At 36.1% G+C, this 19,716-nt stretch carries 21 protein-coding genes; 14 read left to right on the forward strand and 7 right to left on the reverse strand.

What is annotated here, in order from left to right; genetic code table 11:
- Nucleotides 1–164 precede the first annotated feature (164 nt).
- From cyoE to FG382_RS04065, 7 genes are all read left to right on the forward strand, one after another.
- Nucleotides 165–1,088 carry a heme o synthase gene (cyoE, locus tag FG382_RS04035; protein WP_142537613.1) on the forward strand — a complete coding sequence of 308 codons (924 nt, stop codon included), beginning with the start codon at nt 165–167 and terminating at the stop codon, nt 1,086–1,088.
- Nucleotides 1,089–1,189: 101 nt separating this feature from the next.
- Nucleotides 1,190–2,272 (forward strand): cytochrome c oxidase subunit II, encoded by a 1,083-nt coding sequence (gene coxB, locus FG382_RS04040; protein ID WP_142537820.1) that lies wholly within the window; start codon nt 1,190–1,192, stop codon nt 2,270–2,272.
- Between the two features lie 33 nt (nt 2,273–2,305).
- Nucleotides 2,306–4,168, forward strand: coding sequence for a cytochrome c oxidase subunit I (locus FG382_RS04045; RefSeq protein WP_142537614.1), 1,863 nt, complete (start codon nt 2,306–2,308; stop codon nt 4,166–4,168).
- A 2-nt stretch (nt 4,169–4,170) separates the two neighbouring features.
- Entirely contained in the window at nt 4,171–4,797 is a 627-nt protein-coding gene (locus FG382_RS04050; protein WP_142537615.1) for a cytochrome (ubi)quinol oxidase subunit III, read from the forward strand.
- Nucleotide 4,798: 1 nt separating this feature from the next.
- Nucleotides 4,799–5,134: a cytochrome c oxidase subunit IVB gene (ctaF, locus tag FG382_RS04055; protein WP_142537616.1), complete on the forward strand. Its 336-nt coding sequence runs from the start codon at nt 4,799–4,801 to the stop codon at nt 5,132–5,134.
- Nucleotides 5,135–5,894: 760 nt separating this feature from the next.
- A complete protein-coding gene (gene ctaG / locus FG382_RS04060; RefSeq protein WP_142537617.1) occupies nt 5,895–6,818 on the forward strand; it encodes a cytochrome c oxidase assembly factor CtaG in 924 nt (307 codons plus the stop codon).
- Between the two features lie 21 nt (nt 6,819–6,839).
- Complete coding sequence (locus FG382_RS04065) at nt 6,840–7,301, forward strand: DUF420 domain-containing protein (RefSeq protein ID WP_188713279.1); 462 nt, start codon at nt 6,840–6,842, stop codon at nt 7,299–7,301.
- Between the two features lie 68 nt (nt 7,302–7,369).
- Here the strand turns inward: FG382_RS04065 and ytvI are convergent, their stop codons facing one another.
- Together ytvI and FG382_RS04075 are read right to left on the reverse strand one after the other, a co-directional pair.
- The gene (gene ytvI / locus FG382_RS04070; RefSeq protein WP_142537619.1) at nt 7,370–8,431 is read right to left on the reverse strand and encodes a sporulation integral membrane protein YtvI; all 1,062 of its coding nucleotides are present in this window, start codon (nt 8,429–8,431) and stop codon (nt 7,370–7,372) included.
- A 111-nt stretch (nt 8,432–8,542) separates the two neighbouring features.
- Nucleotides 8,543–8,908 carry a YugN family protein gene (locus FG382_RS04075; RefSeq protein WP_142537620.1) on the reverse strand — a complete coding sequence of 122 codons (366 nt, stop codon included), beginning with the start codon at nt 8,906–8,908 and terminating at the stop codon, nt 8,543–8,545.
- Nucleotides 8,909–9,059: 151 nt separating this feature from the next.
- Here FG382_RS04075 and FG382_RS04080 point away from each other — a divergent pair, with 151 nt between their 5' ends.
- Nucleotides 9,060–10,151, forward strand: a complete 1,092-nt coding sequence (locus tag FG382_RS04080) for a CAP domain-containing protein (RefSeq protein WP_142537621.1) — start codon at nt 9,060–9,062, stop codon at nt 10,149–10,151.
- Nucleotides 10,152–10,352: 201 nt separating this feature from the next.
- On the opposite strand, the gene FG382_RS04085 is transcribed toward FG382_RS04080, so the two are convergent.
- The gene (locus FG382_RS04085) at nt 10,353–11,102 is read right to left on the reverse strand and encodes an amino acid kinase family protein (protein WP_211356365.1); all 750 of its coding nucleotides are present in this window, start codon (nt 11,100–11,102) and stop codon (nt 10,353–10,355) included.
- A 126-nt stretch (nt 11,103–11,228) separates the two neighbouring features.
- Between FG382_RS04085 and FG382_RS04090 the strand changes: the two genes are divergently transcribed.
- Nucleotides 11,229–12,659, forward strand: coding sequence for a UDP-N-acetylmuramoyl-L-alanyl-D-glutamate--2,6-diaminopimelate ligase (locus FG382_RS04090; protein WP_170206444.1), 1,431 nt, complete (start codon nt 11,229–11,231; stop codon nt 12,657–12,659).
- Here the strand turns inward: FG382_RS04090 and FG382_RS04095 are convergent.
- Nucleotides 12,608–13,105 (reverse strand): PaaI family thioesterase, encoded by a 498-nt coding sequence (locus FG382_RS04095; RefSeq protein ID WP_142537624.1) that lies wholly within the window; start codon nt 13,103–13,105, stop codon nt 12,608–12,610. The two genes, FG382_RS04090 and FG382_RS04095, sit on opposite strands and share 52 nt — an antisense overlap.
- A gap of 85 nt (nt 13,106–13,190) precedes the next feature.
- On the opposite strand from FG382_RS04095, the gene FG382_RS04100 reads away from it, so the two are divergent.
- The gene (locus FG382_RS04100; RefSeq protein WP_142537625.1) at nt 13,191–13,640 is read left to right on the forward strand and encodes a YlbF/YmcA family competence regulator; all 450 of its coding nucleotides are present in this window, start codon (nt 13,191–13,193) and stop codon (nt 13,638–13,640) included.
- A gap of 41 nt (nt 13,641–13,681) precedes the next feature.
- On the opposite strand, the gene FG382_RS04105 is transcribed toward FG382_RS04100, so the two are convergent.
- A complete protein-coding gene (locus FG382_RS04105; RefSeq protein WP_142537626.1) occupies nt 13,682–14,584 on the reverse strand; it encodes a glycerophosphodiester phosphodiesterase family protein in 903 nt (300 codons plus the stop codon).
- A 134-nt stretch (nt 14,585–14,718) separates the two neighbouring features.
- Here FG382_RS04105 and FG382_RS04110 point away from each other — a divergent pair, with 134 nt between their 5' ends.
- Nucleotides 14,719–14,991, forward strand: a complete 273-nt coding sequence (locus FG382_RS04110; RefSeq protein ID WP_142537627.1) for a YlbG family protein — start codon at nt 14,719–14,721, stop codon at nt 14,989–14,991.
- Between the two features lie 13 nt (nt 14,992–15,004).
- Here the strand turns inward: FG382_RS04110 and FG382_RS04115 are convergent, their stop codons facing one another.
- Nucleotides 15,005–15,391 carry a DUF7147 family protein gene (locus FG382_RS04115; RefSeq protein WP_142537628.1) on the reverse strand — a complete coding sequence of 129 codons (387 nt, stop codon included), beginning with the start codon at nt 15,389–15,391 and terminating at the stop codon, nt 15,005–15,007.
- Nucleotides 15,392–15,443: 52 nt separating this feature from the next.
- Here FG382_RS04115 and FG382_RS04120 point away from each other — a divergent pair, with 52 nt between their 5' ends.
- Genes FG382_RS04120 through coaD form a run of 3 tightly spaced genes read left to right on the forward strand, consistent with a single transcriptional unit; the run spans nt 15,444 to nt 17,939 of the window.
- On the forward strand, nt 15,444–16,865 hold the full coding sequence (locus tag FG382_RS04120; RefSeq protein ID WP_142537629.1) for a hypothetical protein: 1,422 nt from the start codon (nt 15,444–15,446) through the stop codon (nt 16,863–16,865).
- 16 nt (nt 16,866–16,881) lie between these two features.
- Nucleotides 16,882–17,451, forward strand: coding sequence for a 16S rRNA (guanine(966)-N(2))-methyltransferase RsmD (gene rsmD, locus FG382_RS04125; protein WP_142537630.1), 570 nt, complete (start codon nt 16,882–16,884; stop codon nt 17,449–17,451).
- 2 nt (nt 17,452–17,453) lie between these two features.
- Nucleotides 17,454–17,939 carry a pantetheine-phosphate adenylyltransferase gene (gene coaD / locus FG382_RS04130; protein ID WP_142537631.1) on the forward strand — a complete coding sequence of 162 codons (486 nt, stop codon included), beginning with the start codon at nt 17,454–17,456 and terminating at the stop codon, nt 17,937–17,939.
- An 808-nt stretch (nt 17,940–18,747) separates the two neighbouring features.
- Here coaD and FG382_RS04135 read toward each other — a convergent pair.
- Nucleotides 18,748–19,623 carry a hypothetical protein gene (locus tag FG382_RS04135; protein WP_142537632.1) on the reverse strand — a complete coding sequence of 292 codons (876 nt, stop codon included), beginning with the start codon at nt 19,621–19,623 and terminating at the stop codon, nt 18,748–18,750.
- Nucleotides 19,624–19,716: the final 93 nt, after the last annotated feature.

Genomic DNA, 19,716 nt, shown 5'->3' on the forward strand with positions numbered 1-19,716 from the left:
CAAATAGTGACAAAAAATGATTTACTATTGATATGTTCTATCTTAATTTACATCCTTTTAGAACTTATTGTGCGAAAATCTTTATTCACTATAGAAATTGGGAAAGATTTTCGCTATAGTAAAAGGTAGCGGAATATGCTTACAAAAATGAAAGGAGGGGCAGCATGTCAAATGGTCATTCAATAACCGCTACTACCGAAGCTGAAACAAAGCCAGTATCTAGTTCATTCATGAAAGATTTTTTGTCGCTTATTAAAATAGGAATCGTGAATTCCAATTTAATAACGACATTTACTGGATTGTGGCTAGCATTTCAATTTACTAATAGAAACTTTCTACATGAGTTAGATTTGTTATTTTATACGCTTTTTGGTGCAGCACTTATAATTGCAGGATCTGCAGCGATGAATAACTATATCGATCGTGATATTGACCCTGTCATGAAAAGTAAGAAAGGTAGACCTACTGTTACTGGAAGATTTACACCATCAGCCGTGCTGATAACTTCCTTTTCATTTTTAATTGTAGGTGAAATCTTGTTATTTATGGCTTCCACTTCTGCGGGAGTTTGGGGCTTGGCGGGGATTATTAGTTATGTTGTTTTATACTCAATGTGGTCTAAAAGAAAACATGTTAGTAATACGGTAGTAGGTAGTATTTCAGGTGCTATACCTCCAGTAATTGGCTGGGCAGCAGTAGAACCGGGATTAAGTTTTGGTGCAATAGCATTATTCTTAATAATGTTTGCTTGGCAACCTCCGCATTTCTATGCATTAGCAATGAAGCGGACGGAGGAATACAGAGCAGCCAACATTCCGATGTTACCTGTTGTAAAGGGTTTCAAACGTACAAAAGTATCTATGCTTTTATGGATTTTACTTTTGTTCCCACTACCCTTTTTATTGATGGATCTTGGAATAATTTTTGTTATTTTAGCAACGGTGCTTAATATTGGCTGGTTATTGCTATCTATTAAAGGTTTTCGTGCAGAAGATGATATTAAATGGGCCACACGTATGTTTATTTATTCGTTAAACTATATGACAATCCTATTTGTATCAATGATTATCTTTTCTATCTTTATCTAACTTAGGGAATTCTTTCTTAAAGTCCATAAGAATTCATATAAAACAGAACGACCGTCTAAATGCACATGAATACAACTATGAAAGAGGGGTTTGATTTAGCTATGATGAAAGGGCTTAAAAAATGGCGTCTTTTTTCACTGTTAGCAGCTCTAACGATTTTCTTATCGGGTTGTGGCGAGGAATATCTATCGACACTTACACCTGCAGGACAAGTCGGAAGAGATCAATTTAATTTACTACTTTTAGCATCTGCTATCATGACATTTGTTGTTATCGTAGTAGTAATTATCTATGTACTTGCGCTAGTGAAATTCCGACGCAAAAAAGTTGGAGAAAATGTTATTCCTAAACAAGTAGAAGGAAGTCATACATTAGAGGTTATTTGGACAGTTATTCCAATTCTTCTATTGATCATACTTGCTGTTCCAACTGTAATTTATACTTATAAGCACGCGGATGTAGCGGCTATGGATCACGTAGATGCAGACGGGAACAAAACAGCTGTTACAGTCAATGTAACTGCAAAGCTATATTGGTGGGAGTTTGAATACCCAGATTTAGGCGTTGTAACTGCACAAGAACTTGTAGTTCCTACAGGGGAAAAAGTTTACTTTAACTTAAAAGCAGCTGATGTAAAACACTCATTCTGGATTCCAGCAGCTGGTGGTAAAATGGATACAAACGTAGAGAATGTAAACCAATTCTACTTAGAATTCGATAAAGAATCTGCTGATTTAAAAGACGGCGTATTTTATGGTAAATGTGCTGAGCTTTGTGGTCCATCACATGCTTTAATGGATTTCAAAGTAAAAACATTGAGTCGTGACGACTTTAATGCATGGGTAGAGTCAGCGAAAACAACAGAAGCTGTTGCAGACGGTGAGCTTGCTACTCAAGGAGAAGAAATCTTTAATACAAGCTGTATTGCATGTCATGCGACTTCTGCTGAAGGAACTGCTGGCGGTGTTGGCCCTAACTTAGCAACATTTGGAGATCGTAACCGTGTTGCTGGATTTATGGACCATACAGAAGAAGATCTTAAAAACTGGATTTCTGATCCACAGAAATACAAACCAGGTAACTTAATGCCTCAGCCAAAACAACTTAACGATGGCAAAGAATTTAGTGAAGAGCAATTAGATGCTCTTGCAGAATATTTAATGGGACTGTCTATTGAAAAATAATTTCAGTAGATAATTATGAGGGAGGTTAAAGTTGTGAGTTCAATCGCACAGAAAAAGGGCTTTGGCGCAACTTTATGGGACTACTTAACAACAGTTGACCATAAAAAGATAGCGGTCATGTACCTCATTGCTGGTGGATTATTTTTCGTAATCGGCGGTATTGAGGCAATGCTAATTCGTATTCAATTAGCGAAGCCAGATAACGATTTTGTTAGTGCTGGTCTGTTTAATGAAATTATTACAATGCACGGAACAACGATGATTTTCCTTGCGGCCATGCCAATACTATTTGGTTTTATGAACGCTGTTATGCCACTTCAAATTGGGGCACGTGACGTTGCGTTTCCATTCCTAAATTCACTTGGTTTTTGGTTATTCTTATTTGGTGGTCTATTCCTAAACCTTTCTTGGTTTATGGGCGGTGCGCCTGACGCAGGATGGACTTCTTATGCTTCATTATCTTTAGCTTCACCAGGTCATGGTATTGACTTTTATGCAATAGGACTACAGATAGCTGGTGCTGGTACTTACATAGGTGGTATTAACTTCCTTGTAACGATTATTAATATGCGTGCACCAGGTATGACATATATGCGTATGCCATTATTCACATGGACTACATTTGTTGCAAGTGCGTTAATTCTTTTTGCTTTCCCACCACTTACAATTGGATTATTCTTCTTAATCCTTGACCGTATGTTTGGAGGTAACTTCTTTGATCATACAATGGGTGGTAATACAATTATCTGGGAGCATTTATTCTGGATATTTGGACATCCTGAAGTATATATCTTAATATTACCGGCTTTCGGTATTTTCTCAGAAATTTTCACTATTTTCTCTCGTAAACGTCTATTTGGATACTCATCTATGGTATTTGCGACCGTATTAATCGGTTTCTTAGGATTCATGGTTTGGGCTCACCATATGTTTACAGTTGGTTTAGGACCTACAGCAAACGCTATTTTCGCTGTTGCTACAATGGCAATCGCTGTACCTACTGGTATGAAAATCTTTAACTGGTTGCTTACGATGTGGGGAGGAAGTATTAAAGTTACGACTCCAATGCTTTATGCTTTAGGATTTATTCCTTCATTCGTAGCAGGTGGGGTAACAGGTGTAATGCAAGGGGCTGCTCCTCTTGATTATCAATTACATGATTCTTACTTTATCGTTGCCCATTTCCACTATGTAATCGTAGGTGGGGTTGTGCTTGCAATTTTAGCAGCAGTACATCTATATTGGCCTTTAATGTTTAACCAAATGTTAAGCGAAAGATTAGGTAAATGGACTTTCTGGTTCTTCTTTATCGGTTTCCATTTAACATTCTTTATTCAGCATTTCTTAGGACTAATGGGGATGCCTCGTCGAGTATTTACGTTTAGAGCAGACCAAGGTTGGGATTTATTCAACTTAATCAGCTCGGTCGGTGCAGCATTCATGGCAATTGGTGTTATAATTCTTGTATATAATATCATTGTTACGGCTGTTAGAAACGTACCAGTTGGCAATGACCCTTGGGAAGATGGACGTACGTTAGAGTGGGCTATTCCACAACCAGTTCCATTCTATAACTTTAGACAAACTCCACTTGTTCGTGGACTTGATCCATTCTGGATTGAAAAACAAGAAGGAAATAAAGAAGGTATGACATATGCAGAGCCTCTCTCTGATATCCATATGCCAAACAACTCATTTATTCCTTTCGTAATGACAGTTGGTTTATTTATCGCTGGTTTTGGAGCTCTTTATCACGGTGAAAAAGATTGGGCTCTTCCTGTATTAATACTTGGATTCGCTATTACTTTTAGTTCAATGGCTGTTCGTTCATTAAAAGATGATCATGGTTTTCATATTCACAAAGAAGATTTGATGAATGAAAAAGGGGGTAAATAATAATGGACTTAAATAAAAAGTACACCCCACAAACTTGGCCAGATCACCCAGAACAAGTTACAATGGAAGGTAAGAACAAGTTTTTAGGTTTCTGGCTGTTTCTAGGTGGAGAAACTGTACTGTTTGCGAGTTTATTTGCTACTTATTTAGCGCTTAAAAATAAAGGACCAAGTGGTATGGAGTTTTCTACTCAGTCATTATTCGAATTACCACTAGTATTCGTTATGACGATGATACTTCTTACTTCTTCATTAACAAGTGTTTATGCAATGTATCATATGAAAAACCATAACTTTAAAGGTATGCAGCTTTGGTTGGGAATTACGGTTGTTCTTGGGCTAGCGTTTTTAGCTTTAGAGATTTATGAGTTTAATCACTATGTACATTTAGGTTTTAATTATAGTCAAAGTGCATTTTCATCTGCTTTCTTTACGTTAGTTGGAACGCACGGTTTGCACGTTGTGGTTGGTTTAGTATGGATTACGCTATTAATCGTACGTAATGCGAAGCGTGGATTTAGCTTGTATAATGCACCAAAATACTATACTGCTTCTCTATACTGGCACTTCATCGACGTTGTGTGGGTATTCATCTTTACAGTAGTATACTTGATGGGAGTTGTTGGTTAATATGTCTCACGACGCTCAAGTTTATGTTAAGTCGGATGCTGAGTTTAATTATATTAAGCAAAAGAGAAGACAAGATATGCGCAACCAAATCACAACTTTTGCAATTATGATTTTCTTTACGCTAATTGCATTCACTACTGTTGCAGCTGGTTTCTCTAAATACTTAATAGCACCTGTAATTTTGTTACTTGCAGCTGTTCAAGTAGCATTACAACTTTTTTACTTCATGCATATGAGTGAAAAAAATCATAATGTACCAATGTATTTCTTATTTGTTGGAGCATTCTTCGGATTTATCTTCATCCTGACGTTCTTAACGATCATCTGGTGGGGTTAATTCAAACAAAAAAGTCGAGACTAAGAATAATCTTAGTCTCGACTTTTTTTCTGTTTAGGTGAATGGTTTCAATTAGATATAAGATATAACTGTTTAGGGAAACTGCGCGGTAGAATGTTTTATTAAGTGACCGCTAGAATTTTCGCTGCAGGTGGACGCTTTCCGCGGGGCGGGCGGTGAGCCTCCTCGTCGCTAACGCTCCTTCGGGGTCTCACCTGTCCCGCTTAATCCCGTCGGAGTCGCCACCTTCCGCTAAAAACAATGGGAATTTCTTTCTAATAAAGTATCTGCATTTAGCAGGAAAAAGTTCGAATTACTCAACCAGAACATCTCTTAAGCATTATCGCTTTTAAAAGTAATTTTGATTGAAAGTGGTAAAGCTGAGTAGTTAGCTAATATGGTGGATTGTAGCGAAAGGGCGGCGACTCCAGCCGGAATAGCTTGAGCTGAAGACCCTGGACTAAGGGTAGCGAAATTTACTTTTGCGACGAGCTTGCGCAGGAGCAAGGGAAGCGTCGAAGCCAAGCCGGCGGAAAGCGTCCGCCCTGTAGCGGAAATCCAAGCGTCCACTTCATTCAACTCACTACCGCACAGTTTCCCTATAATGTGAAGTATTTCACTTCACCGCTAAATCCCTATATTGTAGGAGGAACATCCTTTAAAACAAGAGTTTTTCATTTGTCATAGTTCGTTCATTGAAGTTATTGTAGTTGCGCTCTATAATGGAATTAGTAGTAAAAATAAAGGAGAGAGGTTACCTATGCCTTTAAGTATATTTGGTTTTCAGGCTAATTGGAGTCCAATATTAATCGGATTATTAGTGTTTATAACTATTTTATATTTTTTAATAACAGTCAAATGGCGAAAAGACTTTAAAGTTTCAGAACCTTTAACAAAAAAAGAAATTGCATATTTTTTAACAAGTATAGTCCTTGTTTATATAGTTAAAGGATCACCGGTAGATTTAATGGCTCATATCATGTTCTCCTATCACATGGTACAAATGGCTTTGTTACTATTGTTAATCCCGCCGTTATTATTAAAAGGGATTCCGTGGTGGGTATGGAAAGCTGTCATTGAATTACCTGCTGTACGAAAGGTATTTCCTGTTTTAACTAAACCATTATTTTCGTTAATTGTATTTTCAGGTTTGTTTTCGCTTTATCATATTCCATTGATTCTTGATTATATTAAAATGGACGAGGTATTGCATGGTACATATACGTTTATTTTATTTATTTCTGCTATTTTCATGTGGTGGTCTATTGTGGATGTTATTAAAGGCGAGAAGGGACTGCATGGTCTAAAGAAGATTGGTTTTATAGTAGGAAGTGCTATATTAATAACACCAGCTTGTGCTTTAATCATTTTCTCAGGAGCAGCAAATTATACTACGTATACCGATGGAGAGGCATGGCTTAAAGCGATGGAATTATGTGTACCTTCTAGTACACTATCTGGTTTATCACTTTCTGGTCCTGAGCTATTTTCTAATATGTCACCTGAAGCGGATCAACAACTTGGTGGTATTTTGATGAAAATTATTCAAGAAATTATTTATGCTGTAGTGTTAGCTTCGATTTTCTTTAAATGGTTTAAAAATGAACAAGAAACAGCTGATGAAATTACACAGAAAGCTTTAGATGATTTAAAGCTTAAAGCAACTTACGATAACAAATTTTAATGTATTCAAGGAGAAATGACGATGAGTTTACCTGTATTACCTACTATTAGTACCTTTTTCATCGTGTTAAGCGCAGTATTAGTTGCAATTGGATGGGTATTAGTATCGCAAAGAAAAATAGAGGCACATAAGAAAACAATGTTTGCTGCAGCCATTTCTGCTTTGATTTTTTTCATCATTTATGCGTCACGAACAATTTTTATCGGAAATACCGCATTTGGGGGACCCGATGATATAAAAATTTATTATACAATATTTTTAGTCTTCCATATTGTACTAGCGACTACTGGTGCTGTTTTTGGAATTGTTACGATTGTTTTAGGATTAAAGAATAATATTGCAAAGCATCGTAAAATTGGTCCTATTACCAGCATAATTTGGTTCTTTGTTGCAATTACCGGAGTTGCGGTGTATTTATTACTGTATGTATTTTATCACGGTGGAGAAACAACTTCTGTCATAAAAGCGATTATAGGCGGTTGAACATAAAAAGTAGCATGTGGGGAATAAGCTTCCGCATGCTACTTTTTTTGTATATCCTATAAGAGTTATTATAGTTTAAAGTTAAGCTTTATCATTCCGGCTTCTCTAGCAGTTATAAAAAGAATGACGATGAGCGGTCCGATGATAAATCCGAGAAATCCAAATAGTTTTGCGCCGATGAACATAGCTATTAATATTGCAAGTGGAGATATTCCCATTTGGGAACCCATTAATTTTGGTTCGACGGCTCTTCGGATTATTAAAAGTATTATCGCTAAAATCGTAAGTTTAGTACCTAACACAATATCTCCTGTAAGATATTCGTAAATAGCCCATGGTGCTAAAATAGCGATTGAACCTAAAATAGGAATAATATCGACGATCCATATAATTAGTGCCATAATAATCGCATACTTTGGAGAAATGACAAATAATAACCCAATTAGCGAAGCACCTAAAATAATAAAGCTCGCTAAAATTTGTGCTTTCATAAATCCAATTGTTACTTTTTTTACACTTGTGCTCATCACACGAACTTTTTCAGCAGTGTCATCCGATAAATAACGAAAGAATTTAGTTCGTAACCTTTCTAGATCCAGCATGAATAAGAAAAGAGCAATAATGAATACGATAAAGCTGATTAAAAAGTTTGGTACATTCGTTAGAAGAGCAGTTATATTCGAGTAGCTTAGCAAATCAAGTAAAGCGTCTTTCATGCTCATAAGAGTAGAATCGAATTTATCTTGGATGGATTCAACTACTTCTTTTGGTAAGCCTTCCGTGTATTGAAACAGATTATTCTGCACGTTGATCCATATGCCAGTTAAACTATTTAAATGAAAAGGGATTACCTTAGATGTATAAATGAGCTGACTTATTAGCTTTGTAATGACAAAATATATAAAAGCTGAAATGATAATGATAAAGAAAAAGAAGTTAGTCATAACTGCTAGTTTTCGATTCCATTTAAATGTTCGTTGTGTCAACTTTACAAGAGGTTCGATAATGATTGCAGTAATCAAGGCTAAGATGATCGGAAGCGATACTGGTATGATGAAGATAGCAATTAATATAAGGAAGAGACATGTAATTATATATTTCACATACTCTTTTTTAAAGAGTTTCAACAAGATTGGTTATACTCCTTTCTTCAGCTTTTTCCCTAGTATAGACAACATATCTATATTTGAACAGATAAAAACGCCAGAGAAACTATTCTCTAGCGTTTTATGCAGCCCTGATTATGCTTGTAGTTCAAATGAACTTAAGTCTTTTTTTAGAGCAGCTAATACTTGTTCACATGATTTTACTAAATGATTTGGGAAAACTTCATTTTCGCCATATTCTACACCATGTGGATAGTAATGTTTGCCGACTACTGGTTTTAACAATGTGATGTTTGCATCATGAGCGCCTACATCCCCGTCTTTTGTAAAACCAAATACTCGAAGGTAAAAAGTTCCTTCTTTTATTTCATACTTTTTGTCATAAGTTACACGTTCATAATCCCACTGACCAGCGCGGATTAATCCGTTCTTTTTCATAAGATCATCTAATAAATTAAGATCAATGACAGTGTTTTCTATACCAGTGTTTTCGAAATACATTGAATAGTCCTCCTTCACGTTCGATTACCAAAGAATACGTTCTCATTAATATTAATTCAAATTTGAAAATGTTGCAATGGCAACATTGTGTCTTTCCATGTATGCTTGATATACTAGTGATAATGAAGTAATTGTTAAGGAGAAAAATGAGATGAAAAATCTATTCCGCATATTAGTGGCTATTACTATTGTACTGGTAATTTTTATATATTTTGATAATCCTGTGCAGGAAAATGAGCTTATAAGAGGTTCTAACAATTCTGGGCAGTTAATACCACAGCAATTACCAGAGGTTACTGAGCCTGCAAACATTTTTGATAGACCAAAGGAAGGAGTATCATCATTAATAGGTGAGTCTTCCCAAAAGCTAATTGAATTGTTTGGCAAGCCTACGAGAGTTGAACCGTCGGGTTTTGATTATGATTGGTGGGTGTATAATGATTCCTTTTCTACGTATAGATTGTTTGGCATAACAGATGATCAGATAACCCAGTCATTTGCAATCGGTAGCGATATAGATGTTACTCCATATAAAATAGGACAGTCGCTAACAGATATTTATCGATTTACGCTTGTACAATCAGAAGTCACTATGTCAATAGATTCGAATACGTATACTTTTTCCTTAACAGAAGAAGATATTAATACGCGTATTTTAGTACCATTTGATAATTTGTTTGCCATATTGTATATAGATATGGAAGATCAACAGCTAGAGGCAGTTCGGTTTACAGATGCAAACACGCTGTTAAAACTGAGACCGTACGATATTTTATATAACGGCACGATGATAGATGTGGAAACCCCAGCTTCTTCTTTGCAAGCCGCTATAGATAGGGCGAATGAGCGACAGGTTGTCGAAATGACGAATGTTATTCGTCACAGGCATGGTTTACAAGTGCTAGAGTCTGATTATGCTTTGCAACAAATTGCAAGGGAACATAGTGAAGAAATGGCAAAAAATAATATAGTTATTAATGATACATTTGAAATTCCTAAATTTAGCGATAAGTTAAAGGAATCATCTATTGAGTTTGCACGGGCAGCGGGGAACACAGCCGCTTTTTACTTTGATGCAGGTGAAGCCGTTAATGGTTGGTTAAATTCGAGAGATCATCGAGCCTCTATACTAGGCGAATGGTATACACATACTGGAGTAGGAGTATATAGTAATTACTATACACAAAATTTAATCGAACAACATAAAGTAAAAACACGAAAAAATAGTATAAATATTGATTAACCTACAGTATTCCTGAACTATTCGGATAAGCACTTGGGAATTAGATGGAATGAAGGATGTTTTGAGCATGCAAAAAGGATACGACACAGTCGCATCCCTTCTCCTTTTCCATCTAAATTGCCTATATGCCAAAGTACTTGGTTGTGATTATGTCATCCAAAGCGAATTTTGGCTATTAATTGATACCAGATCTAAAAATATCTAATTAAAAACGAAAGTACCTTCTTTATCTTCATATAGTGAGCGAATATGCAAAGGAACATTATGAAGGGCAGCGAATTTAGCTGCTCTTTTTTGTATGACTTCTACTGGACCATTGATTTTATGTTGTAATTCTTCATAAGTCATGGAAGAAATCAATTGAACGTTTTTCTCTCTAAAAGGATCAGAAGTCATAACACCAGGGACATTTTTATAGAACTCCACGACATCTGCATTCAAATAATGTCCATAAACGACTGCCGTTAGATCACTGCCACCTCTTCCAAGCGTAGTGAATGTTTGCGTTTCTTCTGAGAGACCTTGAAAACCTGGTACCACTATACAATTGACTTGTTGGAAGGCCGCTGTAATGGATGTAGTTTCTACTTTTTCTATTTGAGCATCTCCATAAGCATTGTTTGTCATAATTCCCGCGCTTTTCCCGTATAAAAGAGTTGCTAAAATCCCTGCTTCTTTTAACTCCGAACAAAGTACTGAGGCAGATATTAGTTCACCACATGCCGAAAGTAAATCAGTTTCAACACTGTTCGCGGAACTGGAGCTAGGTATTAAATCTAATAATGTATCTGTTGCATAGTGCTGTCCTCTTCTTCCCATTGCAGAAACAACTACCAAAACCTTTTGATGGATACTAATTGCTTTTTTAATCCTTGCTAATACCAATTTCCTGTTCTGATGATCTTGCATTGCAATTCCACCGAATTTTTGCACAATCATATTTTCAACCACTCATCTCGTGACATTTCAAACACTCCGTTCATACGATACAAGGAATTCACTTTACTTTATGCGAACTCACAAGAATGGTGTAGGGAGTGTGTTACTATTTTTCCTTTAAAAGAACTATTAAGTTGTTTGGAATACAAAGTTACAGGTGATTTGAAGGACTTTATGATAAACAGGTTTATCGATCACTCAAAGCAAATTGAAGAAGGGGATATATTCGTTTCGGAAACAGGAAATCGAGTATTTATAGAAGAGGCGATTCAAAATGGTGCGAAAGCGATACTCACCGAATATTTTATCCATGACTGTAGCGTGCCTCAAGTTATTTTACCGACCGATATGCATTTGTTTAAGGAAAGAATTTCCCTTATGACACATAAATTGTATGGAAGAAATATAAAAACTATTGGTATAACTGGTACCAATGGAAAAACAACCGTTGCGTCCTTTATAGGACAATTATTGATGCAACAACAAAAATCAGTATGTATTATTGGCACATTAGGCGTTTTTGTAAATGGTCAAAAATTAAATCGGCCATTTAGAAGTAATACAACATTGCCATTTTATGATTTTTTACAAGTAGTAAAATATTGTTTTGAACATAAAGTGGAATATATTGTATTAGAAGCTTCTTCTCAAGGATTGTTGGACAATCGATTAGGTATATATCCAATCGATGTAGGTGTTTTTTTGAATATAGGAAAGGATCACCTAGAGTTTCACGGTGGAATGGTACCATATAAAAAATCAAAAGAGTTACTTGCCACACTTTCCAAACAAATTGTCATCAATGATGATGATGAGTGGTGTAGATCCATCGCAGAAAAGACAGAGCTTCCGGTTATACGTTTTGGTGAACGATATACGAATGACGTCATCTATCAAAAAGCAGATTATTCATCAGAAATTGTCCATTACAAATATATTGTGAGAGATAAAGAAGTACAATTAAAGATGAAAAACAGTGGCTATTATAATGGGATGAACATAGCAGCAGCTTTAGCAAGTTTATCGGGATTAAATATTCCTCTGGAAGACATAAAAGTACTAACATTACCAAAAGGAAGGTTAGAGCAAATCCCTAATGAAAATGGTCTAGAGGTTCTTATAGACTATGCTCATACTCCTGATGCATTGGAGGCTTGTTTATCTACGATTTCATCCTATGCTAAAAAGGATATCTATGTGGTGTTTGGCTGTGGAGGAAATCGGGATAAGCAAAAGAGAAAAGGTATGGGAGAAGTTGCGACAAAATATGCGACAAAAATAATTATTACTTCCGACAATCCAAGAGATGAACGACCAGAAGACATTATTGCTGAAATTGTAAGTGGAGTGAGCCTTAGTAAAGTGATGATCGAACCTGATCGGGAAAAAGCGATTATTTTGGCGTTAAGCACTGCTCAAAAAGGTGACGTCATTTTAATAGCAGGAAAGGGACATGAGCAAGAACAAATTACGAATGGTCTTGTCGTCCCTTTTTCTGACCATCATGTTGTAAGAAATTATTTAGACGAGTCGGGTGGACTAATAACAAAAAATGATCCAGTAGCGTGAGCAATTCTGTTACCATCTGGTTGAGTGACTGTGCATTCTAACACTAATGTTTGTCGACCTTTATGTAGGTAGGATGCTGTAGCAATCAACGATTCTTGTGTAGCTGCTTTCACATAATGGATGTTCATATTTGTTGTTACAGCCCCTTTTCCTTCTGGTCGTAAATCTTTGTTTACAAGGTATCCCATCGCATTATCCATGACCGTTGCGATAATTCCACCGTGTGGTTTATCAAATGTATTAAAGGAAAGAGGCGTAATAGGAAAAGTGACGATGCATGTATCCTGTTCGAATTGAATATCCATTTGTAAAACCGCATTTAAATAGGTTGCAGAAGTATCTTGTTGTTTCGTTTGGATAGCTATAAGAAAGTCTTTTAGAAGGGCTACATCAGCTTCTGATGCGTTTTCTGTTACTTGGTGCAGTAATGATTGTAATTCGTTCATTGTTTTTTCTCCTAACAGTAAGTAAATAATTTGGCAATTGCTTCTCCATTTCTGGTATGATATACACAGATTGGAGGTTTTATAATTGATAATGACCAATGAATGGGCCACTATAATGGACCAATCAGATATGCTATGTACAATGGTTCTTTCCTCTGAACAATTTTATCATTATTTAAATGCACATCGTGCTGTATATACAAATTCGAATCTAGTAAGTGAAATTAATCATTTTACGAAACTTAAAGACCAGTATGAAGAGGTTCAACGATTCGGAAAATATCATCCTGATTATTCGAAAGTTATGAAGGATATCCGCGTAACTAAACGAAAATTAGATTTGATAGATGAAATTGCAACATTAAGAGTTGCAGAAAATGAATTGCAAGATTTGCTCGATGAAGTGAGCTTGCTAATAGGTAAATCAGTTTCAGAAGGTGTTAAAGTTCCAGTGAGCAATCCGTTTTTTGCATCCAGTGGCTCTAGTTGTGGGAGCGGCTGTGGTACTGGCGGAGCTTGCTCTTGTTCTGCATAAGAAATACGAAGGATGTGTGCATTTATTTGCACACATCCTTTTTAGTCTAGCTTTAATGCTTCAATTGCTATATCGGGGCGATCTGTGATGATTCCTTTTGCACCGTTTTGTATCAATTTTCTCATTACTACCGGATCATTGATATTCCAATAGTGAACGGGGATATTCAAGGAAGTGATATGTTTGATAAAGCCTGCACTGTCCAGCGGAAATACATTAGATTTCACCGGAATTTGAAATACATCTGCTTTTGGATGGTATAAATGCTTAAATTGGCTAGTGTAAGCAGTATATGCTTTTTTTACTTCTTTTTCACCAGCTCCTAAAGCAACTGTATTTTGTGCATATAAGTTAAAGCGATCTATTTGCTCGTCATAAAAACTAGTAACTACAACGCGCTTGTAAACTTGTTTTTCCTCTAATAGTCTCCAAAGCTTGGAAGGCATTAAACTTCCCTCATAAGTTTGGGGAGCATCTTTTATATCGATATTTATAAGCATTTGGGGATATGCATCTAGAAGTTCATTTAAAGTGATTATTTTTTCACCACAACCTCTATATGAATAAGCGCCTTCTAAATCGACAAAGTGGTGACCTAAATCCGCTTCTTTCAATTGTGCCAATGTGTAATTAGCTACTTTGCCATTTAAATTTGTAACTCTATCTAAGTCTTCATCGTGAAAAACGATAATCTCTTCATCTTTTGTTAATCGTATATCTATCTCAAATCCATGGACTCCTAATTTTGCTGCATTTTCAAAAGCGGCAAGCGAACATTCTGGAGCAAGCGCTGCTCCACCTCGATGCGCAAGAATGATTGGTTGCTCGTATTCAAGCGCTTCTTTTGGAGTACGACTTTGTGGTTTAGAAATAGCTTTTGTACTGGCCCAAGCTGCTCCTGCAGCTGCGGCAATAGCGAAAACAACATTAGTCTTTTTTCCCATTAATCGATTTATCCTCCTTTTAACCGTTAGCTTCTCTCATTATATCTTTTGAACGTTCAACTGTCAGCTAGTTGTTGTTGCTATCATTTTCCCGGATATGTTATCCTAAAGAGGAAGAAATGAGGGGAAAAAGTATGACAGAAAGACAAGGATTAATTGTCTATGTGCATCATCTAAAACAAGCGAAATCACTTAGAAAATATGGCCATGTCCATTATATTTCTAAAAAGATGAAATATGTCGTGTTATATTGTGATCAAGATCAAATAGATACTGCCAAACAAAAGATGAACAAACTTCCTTTTGTAAAAGAAATTCTAGAATCGTACCGACCATTTTTAAAAACTGAGTTTGAAAATAGTAAGCCAGATAAAGCAAAAGAATACGATTATAAAATTGGGTTGTAAAATCTACTTTCGTTTATTGAAGCGGCGGTATTAAGTTATTTAACCGTAAAACACCAATTATATACTGATAAAATAAATTTGTGTCTACAAAAGTGGAAGAATGTTTCACGTCGATTTGGATTGGGTCGATTTCTAGCTCTTCTAACGTCTCTTTAAATGCGGAAAGTCTTTTTGGTACAGCTTCCGATTTTGGTATTCCTTCTCGACATATATAAATGGGGAAGAAGTTAGCATTATTAATAGGCTTTAGAGCAACTGCAATGGAAAAGTACTCTTTATCCTCTTTTTTAGATGTGAATAAGAAGGCGTGATGTATACGATTTCTATTTAATCGAGCAAGTTCACAAAGCTCAAATACATCTCCATAACCTTCACCCAGCTCTATAAAACGTTGAATCAATGGGGACACTTCCTTTCCAATCCATCTTACCACTTTGTTGGAGGAAAATTCTATGAAATTTGTTATAAGTTTTTTGACTATGTTGCTTGTGGTTACAAATAGTGTTTTGCTTTTATTTCAATATCACGTTTATTCCTCTAGTTTGGAGGAAGAAGAACAAACTTTTTCTTATGAACAAGAAATTGAACTGAAGTTTAAAAGTGACAAAGTCATTGTTAAGCAACATTTTCTTCATTTGCCAAAAGAGAAAATGTCCATTGCCTGGCCTATTTCAAGTGAAAATAGAAGCTGTGATTTAGGCACTACAAGTGATAGCTGTAGTCGATTATCGGATGATTTAACTTCGTTTGAAGAAGGTGAGTCAACCAAACAGAGTATCTCGTATGAAATTCCATTACCTGAAGGACTACAAGACGGAAAATTACTTTCTGGATTTTTTGGGAAAATCGAAAAGGGTGGAGTCTCCTATACAACGCTTCATATAACGGATGAGGTAAAAAGAGGGGGGATGTGGATTAGCGGTTTACCGGTAATAGGATCCACATCGTTAAATTTAATCGATTATACTCTTTTTTCTGGAACTGGAAATATAACAGATTTATATTGGCAACAAGCAGTTATACCAGTGAAATATAAGAATGATTATTTAACTGTTCATTCAAATGAAGAGCTTTCCGAGGAATTGCGTACACGATTAGATAAGTTGAACATTCCAAATAGTGCGAATATAACCTTGCTTTTCGCTGAAAATAAAAATAATATTAAGTCACCACGTATTGTATTTATGGAGAGTAAAGATATTGACTCAATTGAACTTGAGTTAATAGTGAAAACTGTTCAATACCAATATGGATTGACTGATGATAGTCCATTGCTTTCTGAAGTGGTTAGCAGTTTTTCGATGGATAGACCAATAGGGTCAGAAAAATCAGTTTGGATGTATGAAACACTTAACAATTATTTTACAACCAACCAGTTATCGGAATGGAAAACGGAATTGACTAAAAATAGTTCCTTAAATGCGGAAAAATTAGATAAGCTGCTGTCAGAAATAATCGGATCTAACACTTCTTTTTTTCAAATGAATGGTCAATCTGATATAGAAAAGTTTCCGTTACTTCTTGAGGATTCACGTGCTGTATATGTGAATGGAGTACAACAAGAAGAGTTGAAATTAGTAATGAAAGACGGGAAAATTTTATATGCTGCTGAACCATTGTTAGCTGAACTGGGTTACACATTAAATGATACAGATAAAGGTTTATATGTGCAAAATGAATCAAGAGCATTTCGTTTTCCGATTCAGGAACCATTTTACGTGATGAATGAAAAAAGATATGACGCGATGTCAGAACCGTTTGAGCAAATCGGATCCAAATTTTATATTGAAGAAGCATGGATGAGTCGATTGTTTTTATTGGATATAGAAAAACAAGAAGACCGCATAAATATTACGGAGTCTTCCACATTTTAACATTAGGAGTTTAAACATGAGAGTAATATCAGGATCGAGAAAAGGGTTGCCATTAAAAGCGGTACCTGGAACAAATACACGACCTACAACGGATAAAGTAAAGGAATCTATTTTTAACATGATTGGTCCTTATTTTGACGGAGGGATTGCAGTAGATTTATTTGCGGGGAGTGGTAACTTAGGCATCGAATCATTAAGTCGAGGAATCGATTTATGTATTTTCATCGAAAAAGATCAGAAAGCCATTCAAACGATCAACGAAAATTTAAAGAAATGTCGTTTAGAGGATTTAAGTGAAATATATAAAATAGATGCCGCGCGAGCAGTAAAAGCATTTGAAAAAAGAGAATTGAAAATCGAGTTACTATTTGTAGATCCACCGTATAACAAGACTGCATTTTATGATTTAGCCCAAAAGATTGTGGAAGTTGGATGTATGAGCGATACAGGAATTATCGTGTGTGAGCATGATAAAATGGTTGACCTGGCAGCTGATTTTGATACTTTTACTCTTGCTAGACGGGAAACTTACGGTGGTACAATTATTTCTATTTATCGTAAACGTTTAGAAGAAGAGGGGAATTAAAATTGGTTAAAATTGCAGTTGTACCAGGAAGTTTTGATCCAATAACAAATGGGCATTTGGATATTATTAATCGAGGAGCGGCTGTCTTTGGACAAGTCAATGTTGTCGTCTTAAATAACTCCTCTAAAAATCCGCTATTTTCTGTTGAGGAAAGAATGGAGCTTATTATAGAGGCAACAAGTCATCTATCCAATGTAAAAGTGGAGACGTATTCAGGATTGTTGATGGATTACGCAGAAAGTGTCCATGCAAGCGCAATTATTAGAGGACTACGTGCAGTTTCTGATTTCGAATATGAAATGCAAATTACATCCATGAACCGTGTTTTAAACGATGAAATCGAAACATTTTTCATTATGACCAAAAACCAATATTCTTTTTTAAGTTCTAGTATCGTTAAAGAAGTAGCTAAATATGGAGGGAAAATAGAGGAATTAGTCCCTCCACATGTTGAAGCTGCCCTACGTAACAAATTCAATAAAGCGTAACCTTGCCAATATGGCAAGGTTTTTTTCGTAGTTTAAGAAACTAGAAAAGATGTAGATATGGGAATAACCTTATCAAGTACCACAGGGAATGACATGTTTTTTATTGTACATGGTATAGGGAAACTGCGCGGTAAAGAGATACGGCAAAGGTAATTGATTTCCGCTCCAGGCGGACGCTTACCGCGGGGCGGGCGTTGAGCCTCCTCGTCGCACGCTCCTGCGGGGTCTAACCTGTCCCGCTGATCCCGCAGGTGTCCCGCCTTGCGCTTCAATCAATAGAACTTGCTGACTAATCCATAATTCAATGCAAAAAAGCTATTTAATTTATTTACAACTGTCAAGCAGTCTCTTATTTAGAATCATTTTATAATTATAGGAAAGGTTGCTATTAGCCATTCAAGCAATGGTAGCTCCCAATAATTAATCACAATCGCTAGATAGTATATCCTATTCAGCTAATCAAAGGTTTTCGCCCATAGAAAATGCAACATCGTACTAAATTTAGTGTCTCCTTATGGAGTAAATAGCAAACTCTATTGGATTGTAGCGAAGGGGTGGCGACTCCGACGGGAACAGTACGAGCTGAAAGCCTCGCAGGAGCGAGAGCTCCGAGGAGATGGAAGCCGTGCCCGCGGAAAGCGTCCACCCTGTAGCGGAAATCCAAGCGTCCACTTCATTCAACTCACTGCCGCACAGTATCCCTATTGTGTGTTCCTATGAACTAAAGTGGGCTGGAGACAGTAGCATAATCGTTTTTGTTGAGCTGTGACTTATCATCTAGACTAAAAGGGCTTTTGTCATAATTAGTTTAAATTATAAAAAATAAAGGAATTATGAGCATGTGTAGGAAGCGGAATAGAATATAACGTTTTATCGGAATTCTAGCTTTTTGAGCAAGTACAATGATCTGCATATGAATGCTTAAACCGCTAAAAGCTACGATGATTGCTACGATAAATGGAAGTACAGCTTTTCCAGCGAGTATTTCTCCCGCTAAACTGATCCCACCTGTCATTTCGAAAAAAGATGCGACAAATACTAATAATAATGGTGAAATAGATGGTAACACTTCCTTCACGGATTCAAAAACAACAATGCTTACTGTAGTGAAAAAAATGACGGTTGTACCGATTAGCAATAATATTTGGGATGTTTCTTTAATACTTTCTTGGAATGGAGAAATGGCAATTGTTGCTTTGTACTCATTCTGTTGAATAGGCTTGGAAAAAAAGATGAATACTAAAAGGAAGATTAAATTGATAAGATGGATAATGATTAACAATTTCAAACCTGCAAATTCTTCATGGAAAATTTCTATTCCGACAAATCCAATCACAAACATTGGACTCGGCGCATGACAAATTCCTAATAACCAACTAGCGTTACGTTCATTTAAGGTACCCATTTCCTTCAACGAAGAAATAACAGCAGCTCCACTTGGAAACCCCCCGATCGCACTTAATATGTAAACATTCAAATATAATTTAAACTTATTCGTTGTATGTAAAAAATTATTTTGTGATCTTATAAACATTTGGGTAATGACTAAATAAGGCAACAAATAGGGAAGTAATGCCGTCGTAAAGATACGCATTCCTTCTACGGCCCCCTTATGGGCTGTTCCCGGTTGAAGAAACAATAAAATAATTAATGCCCAGCTTGCGATAGTTATAATTATATGCATGTAATTTCATCCTTTATTTTCGATTGTTTTGTCAGAAAAAAATGGAAGTGATAAACTAATACTCATATATAGTTAAGAAAGAGAGGGAGAACT

The sequence above is a fragment of the Psychrobacillus lasiicapitis genome (genome assembly GCF_006861795.1).
In the GTDB taxonomy this organism is placed as follows: Bacteria; Bacillota; Bacilli; order Bacillales_A; family Planococcaceae; genus Psychrobacillus; species Psychrobacillus lasiicapitis.

Coding starts and splice junctions, on each gene's coding strand:
- cyoE (WP_142537613.1), top strand. CDS start 165: ATGTCAAATGGTCATTCAATAACCGCTACTACCGAAGCTGAAACAAAG.
- coxB (WP_142537820.1), top strand. CDS start 1,190: ATGATGAAAGGGCTTAAAAAATGGCGTCTTTTTTCACTGTTAGCAGCT.
- FG382_RS04050 (WP_142537615.1), top strand. CDS start 4,171: ATGGACTTAAATAAAAAGTACACCCCACAAACTTGGCCAGATCACCCA.
- ctaF (WP_142537616.1), top strand. CDS start 4,799: ATGTCTCACGACGCTCAAGTTTATGTTAAGTCGGATGCTGAGTTTAAT.
- ctaG (WP_142537617.1), top strand. CDS start 5,895: ATGCCTTTAAGTATATTTGGTTTTCAGGCTAATTGGAGTCCAATATTA.
- FG382_RS04065 (WP_188713279.1), top strand. CDS start 6,840: ATGAGTTTACCTGTATTACCTACTATTAGTACCTTTTTCATCGTGTTA.
- FG382_RS04075 (WP_142537620.1), bottom strand. CDS start 8,908: ATGTATTTCGAAAACACTGGTATAGAAAACACTGTCATTGATCTTAAT.
- FG382_RS04080 (WP_142537621.1), top strand. CDS start 9,060: ATGAAAAATCTATTCCGCATATTAGTGGCTATTACTATTGTACTGGTA.
- FG382_RS04095 (WP_142537624.1), bottom strand. CDS start 13,105: ATGAACGAATTACAATCATTACTGCACCAAGTAACAGAAAACGCATCA.
- FG382_RS04105 (WP_142537626.1), bottom strand. CDS start 14,584: ATGGGAAAAAAGACTAATGTTGTTTTCGCTATTGCCGCAGCTGCAGGA.
- FG382_RS04110 (WP_142537627.1), top strand. CDS start 14,719: ATGACAGAAAGACAAGGATTAATTGTCTATGTGCATCATCTAAAACAA.
- FG382_RS04120 (WP_142537629.1), top strand. CDS start 15,444: ATGAAATTTGTTATAAGTTTTTTGACTATGTTGCTTGTGGTTACAAAT.
- rsmD (WP_142537630.1), top strand. CDS start 16,882: ATGAGAGTAATATCAGGATCGAGAAAAGGGTTGCCATTAAAAGCGGTA.
- FG382_RS04135 (WP_142537632.1), bottom strand. CDS start 19,623: ATGCATATAATTATAACTATCGCAAGCTGGGCATTAATTATTTTATTG.